Genomic DNA, 19,663 nt, shown 5'->3' on the forward strand with positions numbered 1-19,663 from the left:
TTTGATGACGTCGAACGCAGTTAAATGCCGGGGCAGGGCAAACGTAACGTGGTGGTCGCTGGCGAGCCGCGGGTTGCGGGGCAGCGACCACGACGCAGCGCTTAGCTGACACGTTGATTCCTTTCGGCCAGACGCTCTGCGCCACCTTCGGCCAGACGGTTTTGCTGCTGTTTCTGGGTGCGGTCGTAACCGTCTTCGGCCACACGATTGTGTTGGTCCAGCGTGCGTTGGGCGCCGTCTTCCGCGACCGGATCAAGGGGCTCGCTCATCGTGCCCGAAGCCGGTTGAACCAACGGCGCAGACTGATCTTCAGCGGGCAGGGCGAAGGCGTTAAAGGCAAACAGTGATAGGGTCAAACCAAACATGGCTGGGCGTTTCATGAGGCGGGTGCTCCGTAGCAAGGCAGTAGTAGGTACGGGGGCAATGCTACGCTTGGATTTTCGATAACAAAGTTCATAAGGCCAATGGTGATAATCGACACAATTGATTGTTCAACCAAAGGCCTCTAGCCCGTAGCTTTGCGGGCAGGTAAAAGAGTGCCCAGGCCTTTTTTGCGGCAAAGCGGAACACGGGTTAAACCTTGGGCCGCCTTTGCCGGTCGTACTTTTATACGCGTCGCAATCTGGACGTTCAGACGTAATAAGGAGCCGTGTCATGACGCGCACCCGTAAAATTCTTGCCTGGGTTGTGGGCCTGTTTGTCCTGCTGGTAGCCGTGCTGGTGGTGCTGATCGCCACCTTCGACTGGAACCGCCTCAAGCCGACGATTAACACCAAGGTTTCTGAAATCCTGCATCGCCCGTTTGCCATCAACGGCAATCTGGCTGTGCAATGGCAGCGTGAACCCGATGAAGGTGGCTGGCGCGCGTGGGTGCCGTGGCCGCACGTGATCGCTGAAGACCTGACGCTGGGCAATCCCGAGTGGTCGAAAACCCCACAGATGGCCAGCCTGAACAAGGTTGAGGCTCGTCTGTCGCCACTGGCCTTGCTGACACAGACCGTTGCCATTCCGCGCATTAATTTGGTTCAGCCCAGTGCTGACCTGGTGCGTTTGGCTGATGGCCGGGCTAACTGGACATTCACCTTCGATCCCAAGGACCCGGACGCCGAGCCCTCAAACTGGACCGTGGACATTGGCGCCATAAAATTCGACAAGGGCCACGTGACCCTGAATGACCAGACCCTGAAAACCCGGTTGGATGTGTTGATTGATCCACTGGGCAAGCCGATTCCGTTCAGTGAAATCGTCGGTGAGAAAGAAGCGAAAAAGACGCAGGAAAAGGGCGCTGCTCCGCAAGACTATGCCTTTGCGTTGAAGGTCAAAGGTGAGTATCACGGTCAGAAACTTGATGGCACGGGCAAGATAGGTGGCCTGTTAGCGCTTCAGGATGGGAACAGGCCATTTCCGTTGCAGGCTCAAGTCAGCATTGCTGACACCAAGGTCGCTTTGGCCGGGACACTCACGGACCCGCTCAATTTGGGGGCGCTTGATCTGCGCCTGAAGCTGGCGGGCAGCAGCCTGAGCAACCTCTACCCCCTGACAGGCGTGACACTGCCCGACTCGCCGCCCTATTCCACAGATGGCCACTTGATCGCCCGGCTGCATGAGCCGGGCGGGGCAGTATTCACTTATGAAAACTTCAACGGCAAGATCGGCAACAGTGATATCCACGGCGACCTGACATACGCTGCCAGCCAGCCGCGACCCAAGTTGTCGGGCAAGCTGGTCTCCAACCAGCTATTGATGGCTGACCTTGGGCCGTTGATTGGCGTTGACAGCAAACAGCAACCCAAGACTGCGGGCGGTGCGAGCAAACAGCCCGCAGGCAAGGTGCTGCCAGTGGAAGAGTTCCGTACCGAGCGCTGGCGCGACATGGACGCAGACGTGGAATTCACCGGCAAACGCATCGTGCAGAGCGCCGAGTTGCCGTTTACCGATCTCTACACGCATCTGGTGTTGAACGAGGGTGAGCTAAGCCTGGAGCCCCTGCGTTTCGGCGTGGCGGGAGGCAAGCTGGATGCTCAGATTCGCCTCAACGGGCGTAGCACGCCGCTCGTAGGCCGGGCCAAATTGACCGCGCGTAACTTCAAACTCAAACAACTGTTCCCCACCTTTGAACCTATGAAAACCAGCTTTGGTGAGCTTAATGGCGATGCGGAAATCTCGGGCCGTGGCAATTCGGTAGCCAAGTTGTTGGGCACCTCCAATGGCGGCTTGAAGATGATCGTCAACGATGGCGCCATCAGCCGAAGCCTGATGGAAATTGCCGGGCTCAACGTGGGTAACTACATCGTAGGTAAAATCTTTGGTGACGAAGACGTGAAGATCAACTGCGCGGCGGCTGATGTCGGCATCAAGAACGGCCTGGCGACCTCGCAGCTGTTCGTGTTCGACACGGAGAACGCGATCATCTACATCGACGGCACCGCCAACTTCGCCACGGAGCAACTGGACCTGAAAATCACCCCTGAGTCCAAAGGGCTTCGGTTGTTCTCACTGCGTTCGCCGTTGTATGTCCGCGGAACGTTTGGCAACCCGTCGGCAGGTGTGCAAGCCGTGCCGTTGATGCTACGGGGGGCAGGCATGGTCGCCTTGGGTGTGATTGCAGGTCCGGCTGCCGGGTTGCTGGCGTTGATCGCGCCCAGTGGCGACGAGCCCAACCAGTGCGCACCGCTGCTGCAACAGATGCAGCAAGGGAAAGTGCCTAAGACGGTGAAATAAAGGCTGCCCAACCCTGACCTTCTGTATGGAAGAGGGTTAGGGCACTTTTGGGTATACGCAAAAAAGCCCGCCCCCAGGTGCCTGTGGGCGGGCTTTGTAACACTTGAGATGGCTTACAGGTCTTGCAGAATGTCTGCCATGTCGTCGGCGTGCTCTTCCTCTTGCGCGAGGATGTCTTCAAAGATCCGGCGTGTGGTCGGGTCTTTGTCGCCGATGTACTGAATGATTTCACGGTAGCTGTCGACGGCAATACGCTCGGCAACCAAATCTTCGTAAACCATTTCCTTCAAGGTCGTACCCGCCACGTATTGGGCGTGGGCATTCTTGGACAGCAAGTCTGGGTTGAACTCGGGCTCACCGCCCAGCTGAACAATGCGCTCGGCCAGTTTGTCGGCGTGTTCCATTTCCTGATTGGCGTGCTCCAGGAACTCATCCGCCGCGACGCTGGCTTTCAGGCCGCTGGCCATGAAGTAGTGGCGCTTGTAACGCAGAACACACACCAACTCAGTGGCCAGCGACTCGTTGAGCAAGCGCAAAATTTCTTCGCGGTCTGCGCTGTAGCCTTCTGTTACGGCACCTTCTTCGACATTCTTACGAGCGCGTTCGCGAAGGGTTTGCTTGTCTGACAACGTGATCTCGGTCATTTCAATCTCCTCACTAATCCGGTTGCCGCCTCGCTCTGCTGGCGAAGTCGGTTCATAGGGTGTGAGTTCAGCGCGCCGAGAAAGTTTTATCGGATGTTGCGCACCGGGGTGGTCCAGCGTTCCGACAGAATCACCCCGCCCAGTGTCAATGCTCCGCCCACCAGATGAAACAGGTGCAACTGCTCTTTAAGTACCACGGCGGCGATCAGGGCGGTGATCAAGGGCAGCAGGTTGAAAAACAGCGTGGTGCGGCTCGGCCCCAGGAGCGCTACGGCCTTCATCCAGGCCAAGGGTGCGATCATCGATGCCAGGACGCAGGCGTACAGCACCAGCCCGATGTTGTGCACGGTCGGGCCGACCTTCGGTGAGATCAGGTACAGCGGCAGCAGCACCACAATCGCCACCAGCACTTGCAAGTAGAGCATTTGCAGCGGCGGCAAGCGCAATTGCCACTTCTTGAGCAGGGTGCTGTAAATCGCGTAGGCGAGGGTGGCGACGAGCATCATGGCGTCACCGAGGTTCAAACCTTGATCGAGCAGGGTGCCGAGGCTGCCACTGGAAACCACCACCAGCACGCCAAAAAACGACAGCACGGCGCCCACCAACGCACCGGCGGTCAGGCGCTGGCCGAGGCTAATGATGGACAAGGTGAGCACCATCAACGGCATCAGCGACAAGATGATGCCCATGTTGGTGGCCGAGGTGCGGGCGGCCGCGTAGTACGCAAGGCTTTGATACACCGCCATGCCCAGCACGCCGAGGACAAAGATCTTGCCCAGGTTGGGGCGGATGACTGACCAGTTGGCCAGAACGGGTTTGATCATGAACGGAGTAAACAACAGGCCGGCCAATAGCCAGCGATAAAAACCGATCTCCGAGGGGAAGATCGCGCCCACGGCAAGTTTGTTGATCACGGTATTGCCGGCCCAGATAAAAATGGCCAGAAGCGGGTAAGCGTATTGCATCAGGAACAACCACAGGATTAATGAGCGGCGATTATCCGCTTGTCTGTTCACAGGCCTATACTTCGATCCAGCCAACCTCTTCGTGAATCCAGACAGCATGCGCAAGAACCTGATCAGCGTTCCCGAGTTCGATGAATTACCGGCTCCGGTCTACTTTCGCTATGCCGAAATCGACGCGCACAGCCACGCGTGCCCTCACCGGCATGCTTGGGGTTCGCTGGATTATGTAGCCCATGGCGTCATGCGCTTTGAGGTTGAGGGGCAGCGTTTCATGTCGCCGCCGCAGTACGCGTTATGGATCCCGCCCAATACTGAGCACAGTGCCTACAATGCCCAGGCGATTGTTTACCGCTCGGTGTATCTGGATGCGGCGCATTGCCAGCACCTGCCGACTCAGCCTGTCACGCTGGCGATCAGCGACATCCTTAAAGCCATCCTCAGCGATTTTGCCCGCCGCGATGTCAACATTCCCGAAGGCGAGGCCGACCAGCGCCTTGCGCACGTGCTGGTCGATCAACTGCGCCAGGCGGCGGTGCATCAATGCTTTTTGCCTTACGCCAATCACCCCGGCTTGCAAGGGGTGCTTACAGCGCTGCAGCAACAACCGGGTGATAACCGCCCGTTGGGGCAGTGGGCCGCGCAGGTGCATGTCAGTGAGCGCACGCTGGCGCGGCTGTTTGTGCGCGAGTTGGGCATGAGCTTTGGAGAGTGGCGCCAACGCCTGCGTTTTTTGGCGGCAATTGAAGCGCTGGAGTCGTCTGCGCGCAGCGTGCAAGACATTGGTTTCGACATGGGTTACAGCACCGCGTCGGCGTTTATTGCGATGTTTCAGCGTCTGGCTTGCTGTACGCCCGAGCAGTATCGGCGCAAGGCGCGGCATGTTTAGGCGCGCATGAGGAAGCTGTAACAGAGTTTGTCTACACTGCGATGAAGTCCGCCGCGTCCGCTGCGGCCACAAGGAGAAAACTCCATGAAGATGCTGCGTGTTCCTTTGCTGATGGTGGGTATGTTGCTGTGTTCCCAAGGCTTTGCGGCCACGGCCCAACAAAACAAAATGACCGCGTGCAACGCCGAGGCCAGTGCCAAAACCCTCAAAGGCGATGCGCGTAAAGCCTTCATGAGCAGTTGCCTCAAAGCCAAGCCGGCCGCTGCCATGACCCAGCAGGAAAAAATGAAAACCTGCAATGCCACGGCAACCACCCAAGCCCTCAAAGGCGATGCGCGTAAAGCGTTCATGAGCGATTGCCTGAAGAAAAAGTAACCCGCAACCGGCCTGTGGTGGCTGCGGGAGGCTGCGAAGCGTTGCCGCGCCAGGCGTCAGCAAACCCTTCGCGGCTTCCCGCAGCGCCAAACAGAGGGCCTGACGCCACCCTCCTTGAGTCACATTCTGTAGTGATCCCGGTCGAAGGCTGGCAGACTGCCTGTCCTTTCACCCTGCTTGTTTTGAGGCTGTATGCCATCGTTTTCTCAGCGTCACATCGTGCTGGCCAGCTACATCATTATTGCGGGCGGCTTGTTGCTGGTATTTCCTTTGCGGCTGTTGCCCAGCCTGCTGGCGGGTTTGCTGGTGTACGAGCTGGTCAACATGCTCACCCCGCAACTGCAACGCCTGATCGCCGGGCGCCGTGCGCGCTGGCTGGCGGTGATGCTGCTGGGCACATTAGTGGTCAGCGTGCTGGCGCTGATTTTTGCCGGGGCCATCAGCTTTTTGCTGCATGAGGCCGAAAATCCTGGTGCCTCTTTGAATAAGTTCATGGCCGTGGTCGACAAGGCCCGCGGCCAGTTACCGCCATTTTTAGACAGCTACTTGCCCGCCAGTGCGGCGGAGTTCCGCGTCGCCATCGGGGCATGGATGAACAAGCACCTGAGCGACCTGCAACTGGTCGGCAAAGACGCGGCGCACATGTTCGTGACGTTGCTGATCGGTATGGTGCTGGGCGCCATCATTGCCTTGCAGCGCATCCCTGACGTGAGCCGCCGCAAGCCCTTGTCCGCCGCACTGTTCGAGCGCCTGCACCTGCTGGTTCAAGCGTTTCGCAACATTGTCTTCGCGCAGATCAAAATCGCACTGCTCAATACCGCGTTTACCGGGGTCTTCCTGGCCGTGGTGCTGCCGTTGTTTGGCGTTCACTTGCCGTTGACCAAAACCCTGATCGTGTTGACCTTCCTGCTGGGTCTGTTGCCGGTGATTGGCAACCTGATCTCCAACACACTGATCACCATTGTGGGGTTGTCGCTGTCGATTTGGGTGGCGGTAGGGGCGTTGGCGTACCTGATCGTTATCCACAAGCTGGAATACTTTTTGAACGCCAAGATTGTGGGCGGGCAGATCAGTGCCAAGTCGTGGGAGTTGCTGCTGGCGATGCTGGTATTCGAGGCCGCGTTCGGCCTGCCGGGTGTGGTGGCAGGACCGATTTATTACGCGTATTTGAAGAGTGAGTTGAAGCAGGTGGAGTTGGTCTAACCGCTTGCCTTCACGCCTGACCCTCTCCTTCTAGAGAGGGACAGTGTGAGGGGCTTTTAGCCGTAACGCTTTTTGGCCTCAATCGCCAGACCGCTGCCGATGCTGCCGAAGATGTTGCCTTCGACATGACGTGCATTGGGCAGCATGGCCGAAACGCTCTGGCGCAATGCCGGAATACCGCTCGAACCGCCCGTGAAGAACACGGTGTCCACCTGCTCTACACCCACCCCGGCATTGCCCAACAGTTGGGTCACGCTGTTGCGGATGCGTTCGAGCTGGTTGTCGATCGAGGCTTCGAACATCGCACGGCTCAGGTCAACATTGAGTCCTGCTTCGATACGGTCCAGCGGCACGTGGCGGCTGTCGTTGCGGGTCAGTTCGATTTTGGTTTCTTCGATTTCCATGGCCAGCCAGTGTCCGGCGCGCTGTTCGATCAACTTGAACAGGCGGTCGATGCCGCCGGTGTCTTCGATGTCATAGCGCATGCTGCCCAAGGCCAGTTGGGATTTCTGCGAGTACACCGAGTTGATGGTGTGCCAGGTCGCCAGGTTCATGTGGTGGCTGGTTGGCATGTACGCACCGCTTTTCATGCGGCTGCCGTAGCCGAACAGCGGCATTACGCCGTGCAGACTCAGTTGTTTGTCGAAGTCGGTGCCGCCCACGTGCACACCGCCGGTGGCCAGAATGTCGTCCTGGCGGTTGTCCATGCCGCGCCGCTCTGGCGACAGGCGCACCAGCGAGAAGTCGGACGTACCACCGCCGATGTCGACAATCAGCACCAGCTCTTCACGTTCGATGGTCGACTCGTAGTCGAAGGCCGCGGCGATGGGTTCGTACTGGAACGACACTTCCTTGAAGCCAATGGCACGGGCCACGTCGGTGAGGGTGTTTTCGGCTTCCTGGTCAGCCAGCGGATCGTCATCGACGAAGTACACCGGGCGGCCCAGGACCACTTCCTCAAATTCACGACCGGCGGTCGCTTCGGCGCGTTTTTTCAGCTGGCCGATAAACAGCCCCAACAAGTCCTTGAAGGGCATGGCGGTGCCCAGAACACTGGTGTCGTGCTTGATCAGCTTGGAACCCAGCAGGCTTTTGAGCGAGCGCATCAGGCGGCCTTCGTAGCCTTCCAGGTACTCATGCAGCGCCAGACGGCCATACACCGGGCGGCGCTCTTCAATATTGAAGAACACCACCGAGGGCAGGGTGATCTTGTCGTCCTCCAGCGCAATGAGGGTTTCCACGCCTGGGCGCAGCCAGCCGACGGTGGAGTTTGACGTGCCGAAGTCGATGCCGCAGGCACGGGCCGGAGAGGCGTTTTTCATGTCTGTCGTGTTCCGGTTAAAAAACGGCCGCGCAGTGTATGTCAGACGCTCTCAGAATCGAAGTGTGCTTATTCGTTAATTCGCAGGTTTTAATGCCCTTGAAAGACTATCCTTCACCCCCAAACTTCCAGACATTGGCTTGGTGGTTGTAAGGCAACTCAGTGAAGCCCGTAGGCTGCCGATAAACTTTTTGCAGCGCCGTAGCGTCGGAAGATTGAGATCGGTCAATCGACAGACTGGCCAACCCAAGCATTGTGGGTGGTCTGAGTGGCGCGATATTGATAACGGATGGTGATCCTTACATGGACTTCAAAGACTATTACAAGATTCTGGGTGTAGACCCCACAGCCGACGATAAGACGATCAAGACCGCTTATCGCAAGCTGGCGCGCAAATATCACCCGGATGTCAGCAAAGAGAAGGACGCCGAGAGTAAATTCAAGGACGTCAACGAGGCGTATGAAGCCCTCAAAAGCGCCGACAAACGTGCCGAGTACGATGAGATTCGCAAGTACGGTCAGCACGGCCAACCTTTCCAGGGCCCTCCTGGCTGGCAAGGCCGTTCCAGCGGCGGTTTCGAGGATGCTGGCGATTTTTCGGACTTTTTCAGCTCGATCTTCGGTTCGCGCGGTAATGGCTTTGGTGGTCAATCAAGCCGCAGCGCAGGGCGTCGCGGTCAGGATGTTGAAATGGAATTGCCGATCTTTCTGGAAGAAACCCTGTCAGGCGAGTCCAAGCAGATCAGCTTTCAGGTGGGCGGCAACAGCAAGACCCTGAACGTGAAGATCCCGGCTGGCGTCACCGACGGTGAGCGGATTCGCCTCAAAGGTCAGGGTGGCCCGGGCATGGGCGGCGGGGCCAATGGTGATCTATACCTGATCATTCGGTTTGCACCGCATCCGAAGTTCGACGTCGAAGGCCACGACCTGGTGATCACTGTGCCTCTGGCACCGTGGGAAGCTGCGCTGGGCACCAAGGTCGCCGTACCGACGCTGACCAGCAAGATCAACCTGACCATTCGTCCGGACAGCCAGAGCGGCCAGCGTTTGCGCATCAAAGGCCATGGTTTGATGGACAAGAAAGGTCAGCGTGGCGATTTGTATGCCCAGTTGAAAGTGGTCATGCCCAAACACACTGACGAAGCGAGCAAAACCTTGTGGCAAGAGCTGGCTGACAAAGCCGCCTTTGATCCGAGAGCCCAATGGAGTAATTGATCATGAGCAGCACCCTGATCGTTCAGCTGGACATGGAAAGGTTCTGCGAAGAGGCCAATTTACCGGCCACTTACGTGATAGAGATCGTCGAACACGGAATTATCGAACCTCAGGGCCACGCACCGGAGGCGTGGCGTTTTGAAGACTATGAACTGGTCATCGCAAAGCGTGCAGCCAAGCTGCACCGGGACCTTGAACTGGAATGGGAAGGTGTTGCGCTGGCGTTGGACCTGCTCGACGAAGTGCAGCACCTGCGGTCCGAAAACCGCCGTTTGAAGCAGCAATTGGGGCGGTTTGTGGGCAGTAATCCCAACGTGTGACCGGTCTGTGGGCGCACCCTTGGCAACGAGGTAATTGCGGGTGTGGCTGCAGCATTGCCGGGCCATCGGCGGCGCAGTTGTTCCTCGACGGCGACGACACGGGGTCGATGCCCCGGCGTGTCGTCGCTGCCGAACAGTGCGGTGTCTCAAGCTTTTTTAGGCAGCACCACGGTAAACGTTGTGCCTTCAGCGAGGGTCGATGTGACCTCGATGGTGCCACTGTGGGCGCTGACCGCCTCTTTGACGATATACAGGCCCAGGCCCAGACTGGTCGAGGTGCCCGGTACGCTCAGGTCTTCACTCGGGCTGCGCACCAGCGGGTCAAACAAGGTCGCCAGTGAACTTTCATCAATGGGCGTGCCGCGGTTGTGGACCGAGAGCAGAACCTGCTCTGCACCGCCAGTCAGAGTCACCGTCACCACGCGGCTTTTGCTGCCATGTTGCAGCGCATTGCCAATCAAGTTTTGCAGCAACTGATTAATCAGACCGCGATCCCACTCACCCTCTACCGGCCCGTCAATCGTCAATACGGGCTCGCAGTCCGGTTGACCGGCACAGGCTTCGGCCAGGGCCGCGTGGCAGGCCTCGCCCAGATCCAGCTTCACCGGTTCAATCGGGAGCTGGCTGCCCAGACGGCTGCGTACAAATGCCAGTAGATCACTGACCATTGAGCCCATGTGGCGTGCACCGTTTTTGATGGCGCTCACATAATTCAAGGCGTCGGCGTCGAGCTTGGCTTTGCGCTCCAGCATCTCGGTGGACATGCTCACTGCTTGCAGCGGGGCGCGCAGGTCGTGGCCCAGAATGGCCAGAAAGATATCCCGCGAGCGATTGACCTGGTCCGCATACGCGGCCGTGGATTCGGCCAGCGCTTCATCAATGGCTTCGTTGAAGCGGATCATGTCTTGAAAGTGCTCATGTTCCGGGGCTTGCAGGCTATCGACCCACAACCGGATGACGCACGCGCGCAAGTGCCGGAACTCGGACGTCATTTGCACCAGATCGAAACCGACGGTATGACGCAACTCGCCATGGCTGGCGGCTGCCTCGTCCAGGCTCGGGGTTTTATCCGGGCCTTCGCCTTCGGCCTTGGCTTGTTGCTCACTGGCTGTTTGCGCAGTGGTCATGTCACGCGAGGCTGCCAATAGAATGGCTTTGGCGTGGTCGCGCAAGGCCACGCTGTCCATGTTCTCGGCCGCAGGTGTGATGGTTTCGGCAAAGCGCTCCCACTCATCGACGATACGATTGGCGTTTTGCACGATGAATTCGGAAAGGCGCATGCCCAAACACCTTGCTGCAAGAGCGGTAGTCAAAAAAGGTGAGGCATATTAGCGCCTAATAGCGCGCTTCAGTACTACCGCAGGCTTGTTTCGTCACGTGAAGGGCAAAGCTTGTGCAGGGCAGTGCCTTTCACGGCCGGGGTGCAGGTTCAAAACAGGAAGTAACGCTGCGCCATCGGTAACACGTCGGCCGGTTCACACCACAGCAACACGCCGTCCGCCTTGACCTGATAAGTCTGCGGGTCGACTTCAATGTCGGGCAGGTAACCGTTGTGGATCAGGTCGGTCTTTTGCACATCGCGACAGCCTTTGACCACGGCAATCTGTTTCTTCAGGCCCAAGGTTTCAGGCACACCCGCTTCGGCTGCGGCCTGGCTGATAAAGGTCAGGCACGTGGCGTGACGCGAGCCGCCGTAGCTGGCGAACATCGGTCGGTAGTGAACCGGCTGTGGCGTCGGTATTGAGGCGTTGGCGTCACCCATCAGGCTCGACGCAATCGCGCCGCCTTTGAGAATCAATGTCGGTTTGACCCCGAAAAACGCCGGGCGCCACAGCACCAGGTCGGCCCACTTACCCACCTCGACCGAGCCTACTTCATGGCTGATGCCGTGGGTAATGGCGGGGTTGATGGTGTATTTGGCGATGTAGCGTTTGGCACGAAAGTTGTCGTTGCCAACCGCGTCTTCCGGCAACGGGCCGCGTTGTTTCTTCATCTTGTCGGCGGTCTGCCAGGTGCGGGTGATGACTTCTCCCACGCGCCCCATGGCTTGGCTGTCGGAGCTGATCATCGAAAATGCGCCGAGGTCATGCAGGATGTCTTCAGCGGCAATGGTTTCGCGGCGGATACGGCTTTCTGCGAAGGCCACGTCTTCAGCGATGCTCGGGTCGAGGTGATGGCAGACCATCAGCATGTCGAGGTGTTCGTCGATGGTGTTGCGGGTGAAGGGGCGGGTCGGGTTGGTGGAACTGGGCAGTACATTGGTCAGGCCGCAGGCCTTGATGATGTCGGGTGCATGGCCGCCGCCCGCGCCTTCGGTGTGATAGGTGTGAATGGTGCGGCCTTTGAAGGCGGCGAGGGTGGTTTCCACAAAGCCGGATTCGTTCAAGGTGTCGCTGTGAATCGCCACCTGCACGTCGTACTGGTCGGCAACGGTCAGGCAGTTGTCGATGGACGCGGGGGTGGTGCCCCAGTCTTCATGCAGCTTGAGGCCGATGGCGCCAGCTTCGACTTGTTCGATCAACGGTTGCGGCAAGCTCGCGTTGCCCTTGCCGGTAAACCCCATGTTCATCGGGAACGCGTCTGCCGCTTGCAGCATGCGCGCCATGTGCCACGGGCCAGGGGTGCAGGTGGTGGCGTTGCTGCCGGTGGCCGGGCCGGTGCCGCCGCCGATCATGGTGGTTACGCCGCTGTTGAGCGCTTCTTCGATCTGCTGCGGGCAGATGAAATGAATGTGAGTGTCGATGCCGCCAGCCGTGAGGATCATGCCTTCACCGGCAATTACTTCGGTGCTGGCGCCAATGGCGATGGTGACATTGGGCTGCACGTCCGGGTTGCCCGCTTTGCCGATGGCGTGAATGCGGCCGTTCTTCAGGCCCACGTCGGCTTTGACGATGCCCCAGTGGTCGATGATCAGCGCGTTGGTGATTAACGTGTCCACCACCTCGGCCGCCAGCAATTGGCTTTGGCCCATGCCGTCTCGGATCACTTTGCCGCCGCCGAACTTCACTTCTTCCCCGTAGGTGGTGAAATCCTGCTCGACCTCAATCCACAGCTCCGTGTCAGCCAGACGAACCTTGTCACCTACAGTCGGGCCGAACATATCGGCATAGGCGTGGCGGGATATTTTCATGATGCGTTCCTGAGCGTTAAGTCAAACCCGGTTGCTGCCGAGGGCGGCGAGCGGGCGTTTACATGCCAATGCCACTGTCAGTCCAGATCGCCCATGACCCGCCCGGCAAAGCCGAATACCCGGCGCAGACCGGCCAGTTCAACCAGCTCAACGTCGCGGCTCTGGCCCGGTTCAAAACGCACGGCGGTGCCAGCCGGAATGTTCAGGCGCATGCCCCGGCTTTCGCCGCGCTCGAACATCAGCGCATCGTTGGTTTCAAAGAAGTGGTAGTGCGAACCGACTTGAATCGGCCGATCGCCACGGTTGGACACTTTCAGGGTGTGCGTGCGTCGGCCGGCGTTTAGCTCGATATCCCCTGACTCGATGCGGTATTCGCCTGGAATCATTGCGGTTCACTCAAGGTTTTGAAGTAGATGGCGGTCGGGCTGTAATGGCCGTCGGGGCTGCGGCAGTAGTTGGGTAGCTCGCCGACGCGGGTGTAGCCCAATGCGCTGTAGAAATTTTCAGCGGGCGAACCGGCCTCGGTGTCGAGGTGCAACAAACCGCGTTTTTGCTGACGCGCGCCGTTTTCCAGCGCTTGAATCAATACCTGGCCCAGCCCCCGGCGGCGTGCTTCGTTGAGTACCAGCAGCTTTTGCACTTCGGCGCGGTTCAGGCCATTGGCTTTCTGGCACAGGGCCAGCTGCACGCTGGCCAGCACCCGTTGATCTTCGACCAGCACCCAGAGCAACAGGCTGCCTTGTTCCAGTTGGCTCAGCACCTCGCAGAAGTAAGCGCTGGCCTGCGGCACGTCCAGATCGTCCATAAAGCCGACCGAAGCGCCGTGGTGCACGGCATCGACCAGCAGGGCTATCAGCCCTTCCCGGTAGTTATTGAAGGTTTGCGGGGTGACCTGTAACACCTGCTCGTGGCTCATTGAGCGTGCTCCTGCGGGGGAAGGGCGCCGGGGTTGATCATCAGTTGCATGAAGGTCAGGTCAAGCCAGCGGCCGAATTTGATCCCCACTTGCGGCATGCGGCCGCAGGTCACGAAACCGAGTTGTTTGTGCACATGAATCGACGCGGCATTGGCGCTTTCAATGGCGGCGACCATCACGTGTTTGCCGCCACTGCGGGCACGCTCGATCAGCGCCGCGAGCAGTTGTGGGCCCAGGCGTTTGCCGCGCTGATCGGGGTGTACGTAGACCGAGTGCTCGACCGTGTGGCGAAACCCTTCAAACGGGCGCCAGTCGCCAAACGAGGCGTAGCCCAAAGGCACGTTGGCGTCGTCCACAATCACCAAGATGGGGTAGCCCTGTTTTTGCCGGGCTTCAAACCATTGCTCGCGGTTGTGCAGGTCGACGGTCTGTTCGTTCCAGATAGCCAGGGTGTTGAGCACGGCATCGTTGTAGATCTCGCGTATCGCCGGCAGGTCGGCCGGGATTGCATCGCGAATGACGTAAGACATGGCTCGGCCTCAGGCGATGGGTTGATGGACGGTGACCAGTTTGGTGCCGTCCGGGAACGTGGCCTCCACCTGGATGTCAGGGATCATTTCCGGGATGCCCTCCATCACTTGCTCGCGCGTCAGCAGGGTGGTGCCTTCATGCATGAGCTGGGCGACTGTTTTGCCGTCGCGCGCGCCCTCAAGCAAGGCGGCCGAAATGTAGGCAATGGTTTCCGGATAATTGAGTTTCACGCCGCGCGCCAACCTTCGTTCAGCCAGCAGGCCTGCGGTGAAGATCATCATCTTGTCTTTTTCGCGTGGGGTCAGGTCCATGTAAGGGTCCGTGTTCGGCAGTTAAAAAGTAGCGATCCTTATGCCCCGTTCCCATAGGAAGAGCGCTGGGGCAAGGGCACTTCAGGTACTCCATATTCGTGGTGTAACCGCTTCACGGCCCAGCAGGGCCGGGCGCAGCAGTCGCCACAGATCAATCAGCCAGCTGCGCGCCTGTAACGCTTCGCCCGCCAGGCAGCGGGCCACCAGCAAGCCCGGCAGTTGGGTCAGATCGCCGCGTACCGGGTGAGGCAGCGAGCGACAGGCTTCAAGCCGTTCAGGGCTGACCTCTCCGGTCACCAGCAGCGTCGCAAACACTGGGTTGCCGTCCAGCCCGATGGGCGAGTCCAGCAGGCCGTCGCCGCCTACAATGCGCTGGCGCTCATGCCAGAGCAACTGGCCATCACGGCGGATATCCAGATGCGATTGAAAGTACCCGTGCTCGAAACGTTCCCCGCTGGCCTGCCTGCCCAACGCAATCATGTCCCAGTAAAACAGGCGTGCATTGCCTTCAAGTTCGATGCGGGTGCTCAGTTCGGCCTGCGCCGCGCTGAAGACGATGGTTTCTTGGGGCAACCATTCCAGCGTGGCCCCCGCCGCGACCTTTAATTCAACACGTTGATAGGCCGGGCCTGCGGCGCGGTACCACTTTGCTGCGCCGGGGCTGGTGAGCTGGGCCCAGGCGTCAGGGCCGACGCTGGCGCGAATATCGAGCTGATCGCCACCGGCAATCCCGCCGGGCGGGTGCACGATGATGTGTTGGCACACCTGTGGCCCTTCGGCGTACAGGTGTTTTTGCACGCGCAAGGGGCCGAGGTGACGGCGCAGGGTCGGGCGTGTGCTGTCGCCAAAACGCCCATAGCCCAGCTCCAGCTCGGCAAGCCAGTTGGGGGTAAACAGGGCAGTGTTGGCGGGTAAATTCATAGGGGCTCAGCTTGGCAATAAAGAGTTACAGATTAAATCGTCACGAGGCCACGTACACCGTCTGTTTGCATATTTTCACCCCGGCCTTGCTGAATGATTTCGCCCCGTGACATCACCAGATACTGATCGGCCAGCTCCTCGGCAAAGTCGTAAAACTGTTCCACCAGCAAAATCGCCATGTCCCCACGTGCGGCCAATTGCTTGATCACGGTGCCGATTTCCTTGATGACCGAGGGCTGGATGCCTTCGGTGGGTTCGTCGAGGATCAACAGCCGCGGGCGGCTGGCCAATGCACGGCCAATCGCCAGCTGTTGTTGCTGCCCCCCGGACAAATCGCCGCCGCGCCGATGCTTCATGTGCAGCAGCACCGGAAACAGTTCGTAGATAAACGCCGGTACGGCTTTGGCTTCGGCGCCGGGGAAGCGGGACAGGCCCATCAACAGGTTTTCTTCCACCGTCAGACGCCCGAAGATTTCCCGGCCCTGCGGCACATAAGCGATGCCGGCATGAACCCTTTGGTGAGGTTTGAGCGAGGTGATGAGCCGGTCTTCCCACCGCACGTCACCCTCTTTGACGGGCAGCAAACCCATCAGGCACTTAAGCAAGGTGGTTTTGCCGACGCCGTTACGGCCCAGCAGGCACGTGACTTCGCCCACCCTGGCCTCAAACGACAAGCCGCGCAGGATGTGGCTGCCGCCGTAGAACTGATGCAGTTTTTCAACCTTCAACATGTTTGATCCCCTTTTGACGACGCCGATCTGTGCCTGCTCTCTCAACGGCCCAGATACACCTCGATCACGCGTTCATCGGCTTGCACGTGCTCCAGCGAACCCTCGGCCAGCACACTGCCCTGATGCAACACGGTGACGTGGTCGGCAATCGAACCCACAAAGCCCATGTCGTGCTCCACGACCATCAGTGAGTGCTTGCCCGCCAGGCTTTTGAACAGCTCGGCGGTGAACTCGGTTTCGGCGTCGGTCATGCCCGCCACGGGCTCATCCAGCAGTAATAACTGCGGGTCTTGCACCAGCAACATGCCGATTTCCAGAAACTGTTTTTGCCCGTGGGACAACAACCCCGCCGGGCGATGCGGCGCGTTGGCGAGACGGATGGTTTGCAGCACCTCGTCGATGCGGTCTTTTTGTTCGCCGGTCAGTGTGGCGCGCAAGCTGGCCCACACCGACTTGTCGGTTTTTTGCGCCAGCTCCAGGTTTTCGAACACGCTCAGCGCTTCGAACACCGTGGGTTTTTGAAACTTGCGGCCAATCCCCGACTGGGCAATCTGCACTTCGCTCATCTGCCGCAGGTCGAGGGTTTCACCAAACCAGGCCTGACCTTCAGTGGGGCGGGTCTTGCCGGTGATAACGTCCATCATCGTGGTCTTGCCTGCGCCGTTAGGCCCGATGATGCAGCGCAACTCGCCGACCCCGATGTACAGGTTGAGGTTGTTCAGTGCCTTGAAGCCATCAAAGCTGACGCTGATGCCCTCAAGGGTCAGGATCGTGCCGTGGCGGGTGTCGAGCCCCTTGCCAGCGGTCTGTCCCAGACCAATGGCATCGCGGCTGCTGCCTTGATCCTTGTTGGGGTCGAGCATGGGTTCGAGCAAGACATTCCTCATTGATCACCCCTTTTCTTCAATAGCCCGATGACACCCTTGGGCAGGTACAGCGTGACGACGATAAACAGCGCACCGAGGAAGAACAGCCAGTATTCGGGGAAGGCCACGGTGAACCAGCTCTTCATGCCGTTGACCACGCCTGCGCCCAGTAACGGGCCAATCAGCGTGCCGCGCCCGCCCAATGCCACCCACACAGCGGCTTCGATGGAGTTGGTGGGCGACATCTCGCCGGGGTTGATGATCCCCACTTGCGGCACATACAGCGCACCCGCCAGACCACACAGCACCGCGCTCAAGACCCACACGAACAGCTTGAAACCACGCGGGTCGTAGCCGCAGAACATCAGGCGATTTTCGGCGTCTCGCACGGCGGTCAGCACGCGTCCGAATTTGCTGCGCGCCAGGCGCCAGCCCAGCAACAGGCTGCTGACCAACAGCAGCACTGTGGCGAAAAACAGCGTCGCGCGGGTGCCGGGTTCGGTGATGCCGAAGCCCAAAATGGAGCGGAAGTGGGTGAAGCCGTTGTTGCCGCCAAAACCGGTTTCGTTGCGGAAAAACAGCAGCATCGCGGCGAACGTCAGGGCTTGGGTCATGATCGAAAAGTACACGCCCTTGATGCGCGAGCGGAACGCGAAGAACCCGAACACCAGCGCTACTAAACCCGGCGCCAGTACCACCAGGCACATTGCCCAGGCGAAGTGCTCGGTGCCCACCCAATACCACGGCAATTCGGTCCACGACAGGAAAGTCATGAAGGCAGGCAGTTCATCGCCCGCCGCCTGACGCATCAAGTACATGCCCATTGCGTAGCCGCCGAGGGCGAAAAACAGTCCGTGGCCCAATGACAGCAGGCCGGCGTACCCCCACACCAGATCCAGTGCCAGGGCGACGATGGCGTAACAGAGGATTTTCCCCACCAGCGTCAAGGTATACGCCGATACCTGAAACGGGCTGTCGGCAGGCAGCAGCGACAGCACCGGCATGGCCAGCAGGATGACTAGAACAACAGCGCCGATCACTGCCGTTGCGGTCGGGCCGGCTTTTTGTGTCGCGGTCATTAGCAATGGCTGATTCATCAGTCGATCACCCGTCCTTTCAGCGCGAAAAGGCCTTGCGGGCGTTTCTGAATGAACAGAATGATCAGCCCCAGGATAAGGATTTTGCCGAGTACGGCGCCGATCTGCGGCTCGAGAATCTTGTTCGCGATGCCCAGTCCCAGCGCCGCGTACACCGTGCCCGCCAATTGGCCGACACCGCCCAGCACCACCACCAGAAAGGAATCAATGATGTAGCCCTGGCCCAGGTCGGGGCCTACGTTGCCGACTTGGCTCAAGGCCACGCCGCCCAGTCCGGCAATCCCCGAACCAAGGCCGAAGGCGAGCATGTCCACGCGCCCGGTGGGCACGCCGCAGCAAGCGGCCATGTTGCGGTTTTGGGTGACGGCACGCACGTTGAGCCCCAGACGGGTTTTGTTCAGCAACAACCAGGTGAGGAACACTACGGCCAGTGCGAAGCAGATGATCACCAGCCGGTTGAACGGCAACACCAGATTGGGCAGCACTTGAACCCCGCCCGAAAGCCATGCGGGGTTGGCCACTTCGACGTTCTGCGCACCGAATAGCAGGCGCACCAGTTGAATCAGGATCAGGCTGATGCCCCAAGTCGCGAGCAGGGTTTCCAGCGGGCGCCCGTAGAGGTGACGAATGATCGTGCGTTCCAGCACCATGCCCACCCCGGCGGTGACGAAGAACGCCACCGGCAGTGCCAGCAGCGGGTAGAACTCAATGGCGCCGGGTGCGAAACGCTGGAACAGCAACTGCACGCCATACGTGGAATAAGCGCCGAGCATCAGCATTTCGCCGTGGGCCATGTTGATGACCCCCAGCAGGCCAAATGTGATCGCCAGCCCGAGGGCCGCCAGTAGCAGAATCGAGCCCAGTGACAAGCCGCTGAACGCCTGGCCCAGCAGGTCGCCAATCAGCAGCTTGCGTGTGACTTGCGCCAGGCTGGTTTCGGCCGCAGTGCGCACGCCGTGATCGGTTTCAACGTCCGGTTGCAGCAGGGTTTCAAGTCGCGTGCGGGCCAGCGGCTCGCCGGTTTCACCCAGCAGACGCACCGCTGCCAGACGCACGGCGGGGTCGGCGTCCACCAGTTGCAGATTGGCCAATGCGAGGCTCAAGGCCGCGCGCACATCGTCATCGGTTTCGAGGGTCAGGCGACGATTGAGCAGTGCAAGCTGGGCGGGTTTCGCGGTTTTCTGCACCTGTCGCGCGGCATTCAGGCGCTGTTGGGGATCAGCCGCCAGCAGTTGATGGCTGGCCACTGCGTTGTCGATCAAGGCGCGCAGACGGTTGTTCAAACGCACGGTCTTGGGCTGGCCATCGACGGTGACCTGCCCACTTTGCAGTTCGCTGAGCAGTGCGATGCGGGCCGGGTCGGGTTGGGCCGCCCAACCTTCAAGCAACTTGACCTGCATGGGCAGATTGGCGCCAGCAAACTCACTGGCGTCATCGGCATACGCGCCTGCGGGCAATAGCAGCAGGCAGGCGACGATAAAACGGTAAAAGACGGTGGGCATAGTGAGTG

21 protein-coding genes are annotated in these 19,663 nt (G+C 59.5%); 6 read left to right on the forward strand and 15 right to left on the reverse strand.

Annotated elements, in window-relative coordinates:
- Positions 1-101: 101 nt before the first annotated feature.
- Positions 102-380, reverse strand: coding sequence for a hypothetical protein (locus tag HBN68_RS09255; protein ID WP_094991989.1), 279 nt, complete (start codon positions 378-380; stop codon positions 102-104).
- A gap of 274 nt (positions 381-654) precedes the next feature.
- On the opposite strand from HBN68_RS09255, the gene HBN68_RS09260 reads away from it, so the two are divergent.
- On the forward strand, positions 655-2,721 hold the full coding sequence (locus HBN68_RS09260) for an AsmA family protein (RefSeq protein WP_169963753.1): 2,067 nt from the start codon (positions 655-657) through the stop codon (positions 2,719-2,721).
- Between the two features lie 113 nt (positions 2,722-2,834).
- Here HBN68_RS09260 and HBN68_RS09265 read toward each other — a convergent pair whose 3' ends face one another.
- Positions 2,835-3,365 carry a ferritin-like domain-containing protein gene (locus HBN68_RS09265; protein ID WP_047273160.1) on the reverse strand — a complete coding sequence of 177 codons (531 nt, stop codon included), beginning with the start codon at positions 3,363-3,365 and terminating at the stop codon, positions 2,835-2,837.
- Positions 3,366-3,451: 86 nt separating this feature from the next.
- Positions 3,452-4,330 (reverse strand): DMT family transporter, encoded by an 879-nt coding sequence (locus HBN68_RS09270; protein WP_094991991.1) that lies wholly within the window; start codon positions 4,328-4,330, stop codon positions 3,452-3,454.
- 97 nt (positions 4,331-4,427) lie between these two features.
- On the opposite strand from HBN68_RS09270, the gene HBN68_RS09275 reads away from it, so the two are divergent.
- The 3 genes from HBN68_RS09275 to HBN68_RS09285 all read left to right on the forward strand — a co-directional run bounded on the left by HBN68_RS09275 (position 4,428) and on the right by HBN68_RS09285 (position 6,794).
- Positions 4,428-5,216 carry a helix-turn-helix transcriptional regulator gene (locus tag HBN68_RS09275; protein ID WP_094991992.1) on the forward strand — a complete coding sequence of 263 codons (789 nt, stop codon included), beginning with the start codon at positions 4,428-4,430 and terminating at the stop codon, positions 5,214-5,216.
- Between the two features lie 84 nt (positions 5,217-5,300).
- Complete coding sequence (locus HBN68_RS09280) at positions 5,301-5,591, forward strand: PsiF family protein (RefSeq protein ID WP_094991993.1); 291 nt, start codon at positions 5,301-5,303, stop codon at positions 5,589-5,591.
- A 192-nt stretch (positions 5,592-5,783) separates the two neighbouring features.
- Positions 5,784-6,794: an AI-2E family transporter gene (locus HBN68_RS09285; protein ID WP_094991994.1), complete on the forward strand. Its 1,011-nt coding sequence runs from the start codon at positions 5,784-5,786 to the stop codon at positions 6,792-6,794.
- A 56-nt stretch (positions 6,795-6,850) separates the two neighbouring features.
- Here HBN68_RS09285 and HBN68_RS09290 read toward each other — a convergent pair whose 3' ends face one another.
- Positions 6,851-8,116, reverse strand: a complete 1,266-nt coding sequence (locus tag HBN68_RS09290) for an Hsp70 family protein (RefSeq protein WP_094991995.1) — start codon at positions 8,114-8,116, stop codon at positions 6,851-6,853.
- A gap of 302 nt (positions 8,117-8,418) precedes the next feature.
- Here HBN68_RS09290 and cbpA point away from each other — a divergent pair, with 302 nt between their 5' ends.
- Positions 8,419-9,330 (forward strand): curved DNA-binding protein, encoded by a 912-nt coding sequence (gene cbpA / locus HBN68_RS09295; protein WP_094991996.1) that lies wholly within the window; start codon positions 8,419-8,421, stop codon positions 9,328-9,330.
- 2 nt (positions 9,331-9,332) lie between these two features.
- Complete coding sequence (locus HBN68_RS09300) at positions 9,333-9,650, forward strand: chaperone modulator CbpM (protein ID WP_094991997.1); 318 nt, start codon at positions 9,333-9,335, stop codon at positions 9,648-9,650.
- A 146-nt stretch (positions 9,651-9,796) separates the two neighbouring features.
- Here the strand turns inward: HBN68_RS09300 and HBN68_RS09305 are convergent, their stop codons facing one another.
- From HBN68_RS09305 to urtB, 11 genes are all read right to left on the reverse strand, one after another.
- Positions 9,797-10,930 carry a HAMP domain-containing sensor histidine kinase gene (locus HBN68_RS09305; protein WP_094991998.1) on the reverse strand — a complete coding sequence of 378 codons (1,134 nt, stop codon included), beginning with the start codon at positions 10,928-10,930 and terminating at the stop codon, positions 9,797-9,799.
- 149 nt (positions 10,931-11,079) lie between these two features.
- Positions 11,080-12,780, reverse strand: a complete 1,701-nt coding sequence (ureC, locus tag HBN68_RS09310; protein WP_169963756.1) for an urease subunit alpha — start codon at positions 12,778-12,780, stop codon at positions 11,080-11,082.
- A gap of 77 nt (positions 12,781-12,857) precedes the next feature.
- Positions 12,858-13,166, reverse strand: a complete 309-nt coding sequence (locus HBN68_RS09315) for an urease subunit beta (protein WP_094992000.1) — start codon at positions 13,164-13,166, stop codon at positions 12,858-12,860.
- Positions 13,163-13,696, reverse strand: coding sequence for a GNAT family N-acetyltransferase (locus HBN68_RS09320; protein ID WP_094992001.1), 534 nt, complete (start codon positions 13,694-13,696; stop codon positions 13,163-13,165). The genes HBN68_RS09315 and HBN68_RS09320 overlap by 4 nt, the downstream gene beginning before the upstream one ends.
- The gene (locus tag HBN68_RS09325) at positions 13,693-14,226 is read right to left on the reverse strand and encodes a GNAT family N-acetyltransferase (protein ID WP_094992002.1); all 534 of its coding nucleotides are present in this window, start codon (positions 14,224-14,226) and stop codon (positions 13,693-13,695) included. Before HBN68_RS09325 ends, HBN68_RS09320 begins: the two co-directional genes overlap by 4 nt.
- Before the next feature lie 9 nt (positions 14,227-14,235).
- A complete protein-coding gene (locus HBN68_RS09330; RefSeq protein ID WP_094992003.1) occupies positions 14,236-14,538 on the reverse strand; it encodes an urease subunit gamma in 303 nt (100 codons plus the stop codon).
- A gap of 81 nt (positions 14,539-14,619) precedes the next feature.
- The gene (locus HBN68_RS09335) at positions 14,620-15,459 is read right to left on the reverse strand and encodes an urease accessory protein UreD (protein ID WP_169963758.1); all 840 of its coding nucleotides are present in this window, start codon (positions 15,457-15,459) and stop codon (positions 14,620-14,622) included.
- A 32-nt stretch (positions 15,460-15,491) separates the two neighbouring features.
- Positions 15,492-16,190 carry an urea ABC transporter ATP-binding subunit UrtE gene (gene urtE, locus HBN68_RS09340; protein ID WP_094992005.1) on the reverse strand — a complete coding sequence of 233 codons (699 nt, stop codon included), beginning with the start codon at positions 16,188-16,190 and terminating at the stop codon, positions 15,492-15,494.
- Positions 16,191-16,231: 41 nt separating this feature from the next.
- Entirely contained in the window at positions 16,232-17,077 is an 846-nt protein-coding gene (gene urtD, locus HBN68_RS09345; RefSeq protein ID WP_094992006.1) for an urea ABC transporter ATP-binding protein UrtD, read from the reverse strand.
- Positions 17,074-18,153 carry an urea ABC transporter permease subunit UrtC gene (urtC, locus tag HBN68_RS09350; RefSeq protein ID WP_169963760.1) on the reverse strand — a complete coding sequence of 360 codons (1,080 nt, stop codon included), beginning with the start codon at positions 18,151-18,153 and terminating at the stop codon, positions 17,074-17,076. The genes urtD and urtC overlap by 4 nt, the downstream gene beginning before the upstream one ends.
- Positions 18,153-19,655 (reverse strand): urea ABC transporter permease subunit UrtB, encoded by a 1,503-nt coding sequence (gene urtB / locus HBN68_RS09355; protein WP_094992008.1) that lies wholly within the window; start codon positions 19,653-19,655, stop codon positions 18,153-18,155. The genes urtC and urtB overlap by 1 nt, the downstream gene beginning before the upstream one ends.
- Positions 19,656-19,663 lie beyond the last annotated feature (8 nt).

Source organism: Pseudomonas sp. WS 5078, assembly GCF_012985745.1.
Classification (GTDB): domain Bacteria; phylum Pseudomonadota; class Gammaproteobacteria; order Pseudomonadales; family Pseudomonadaceae; genus Aquipseudomonas; species Aquipseudomonas lundensis_A.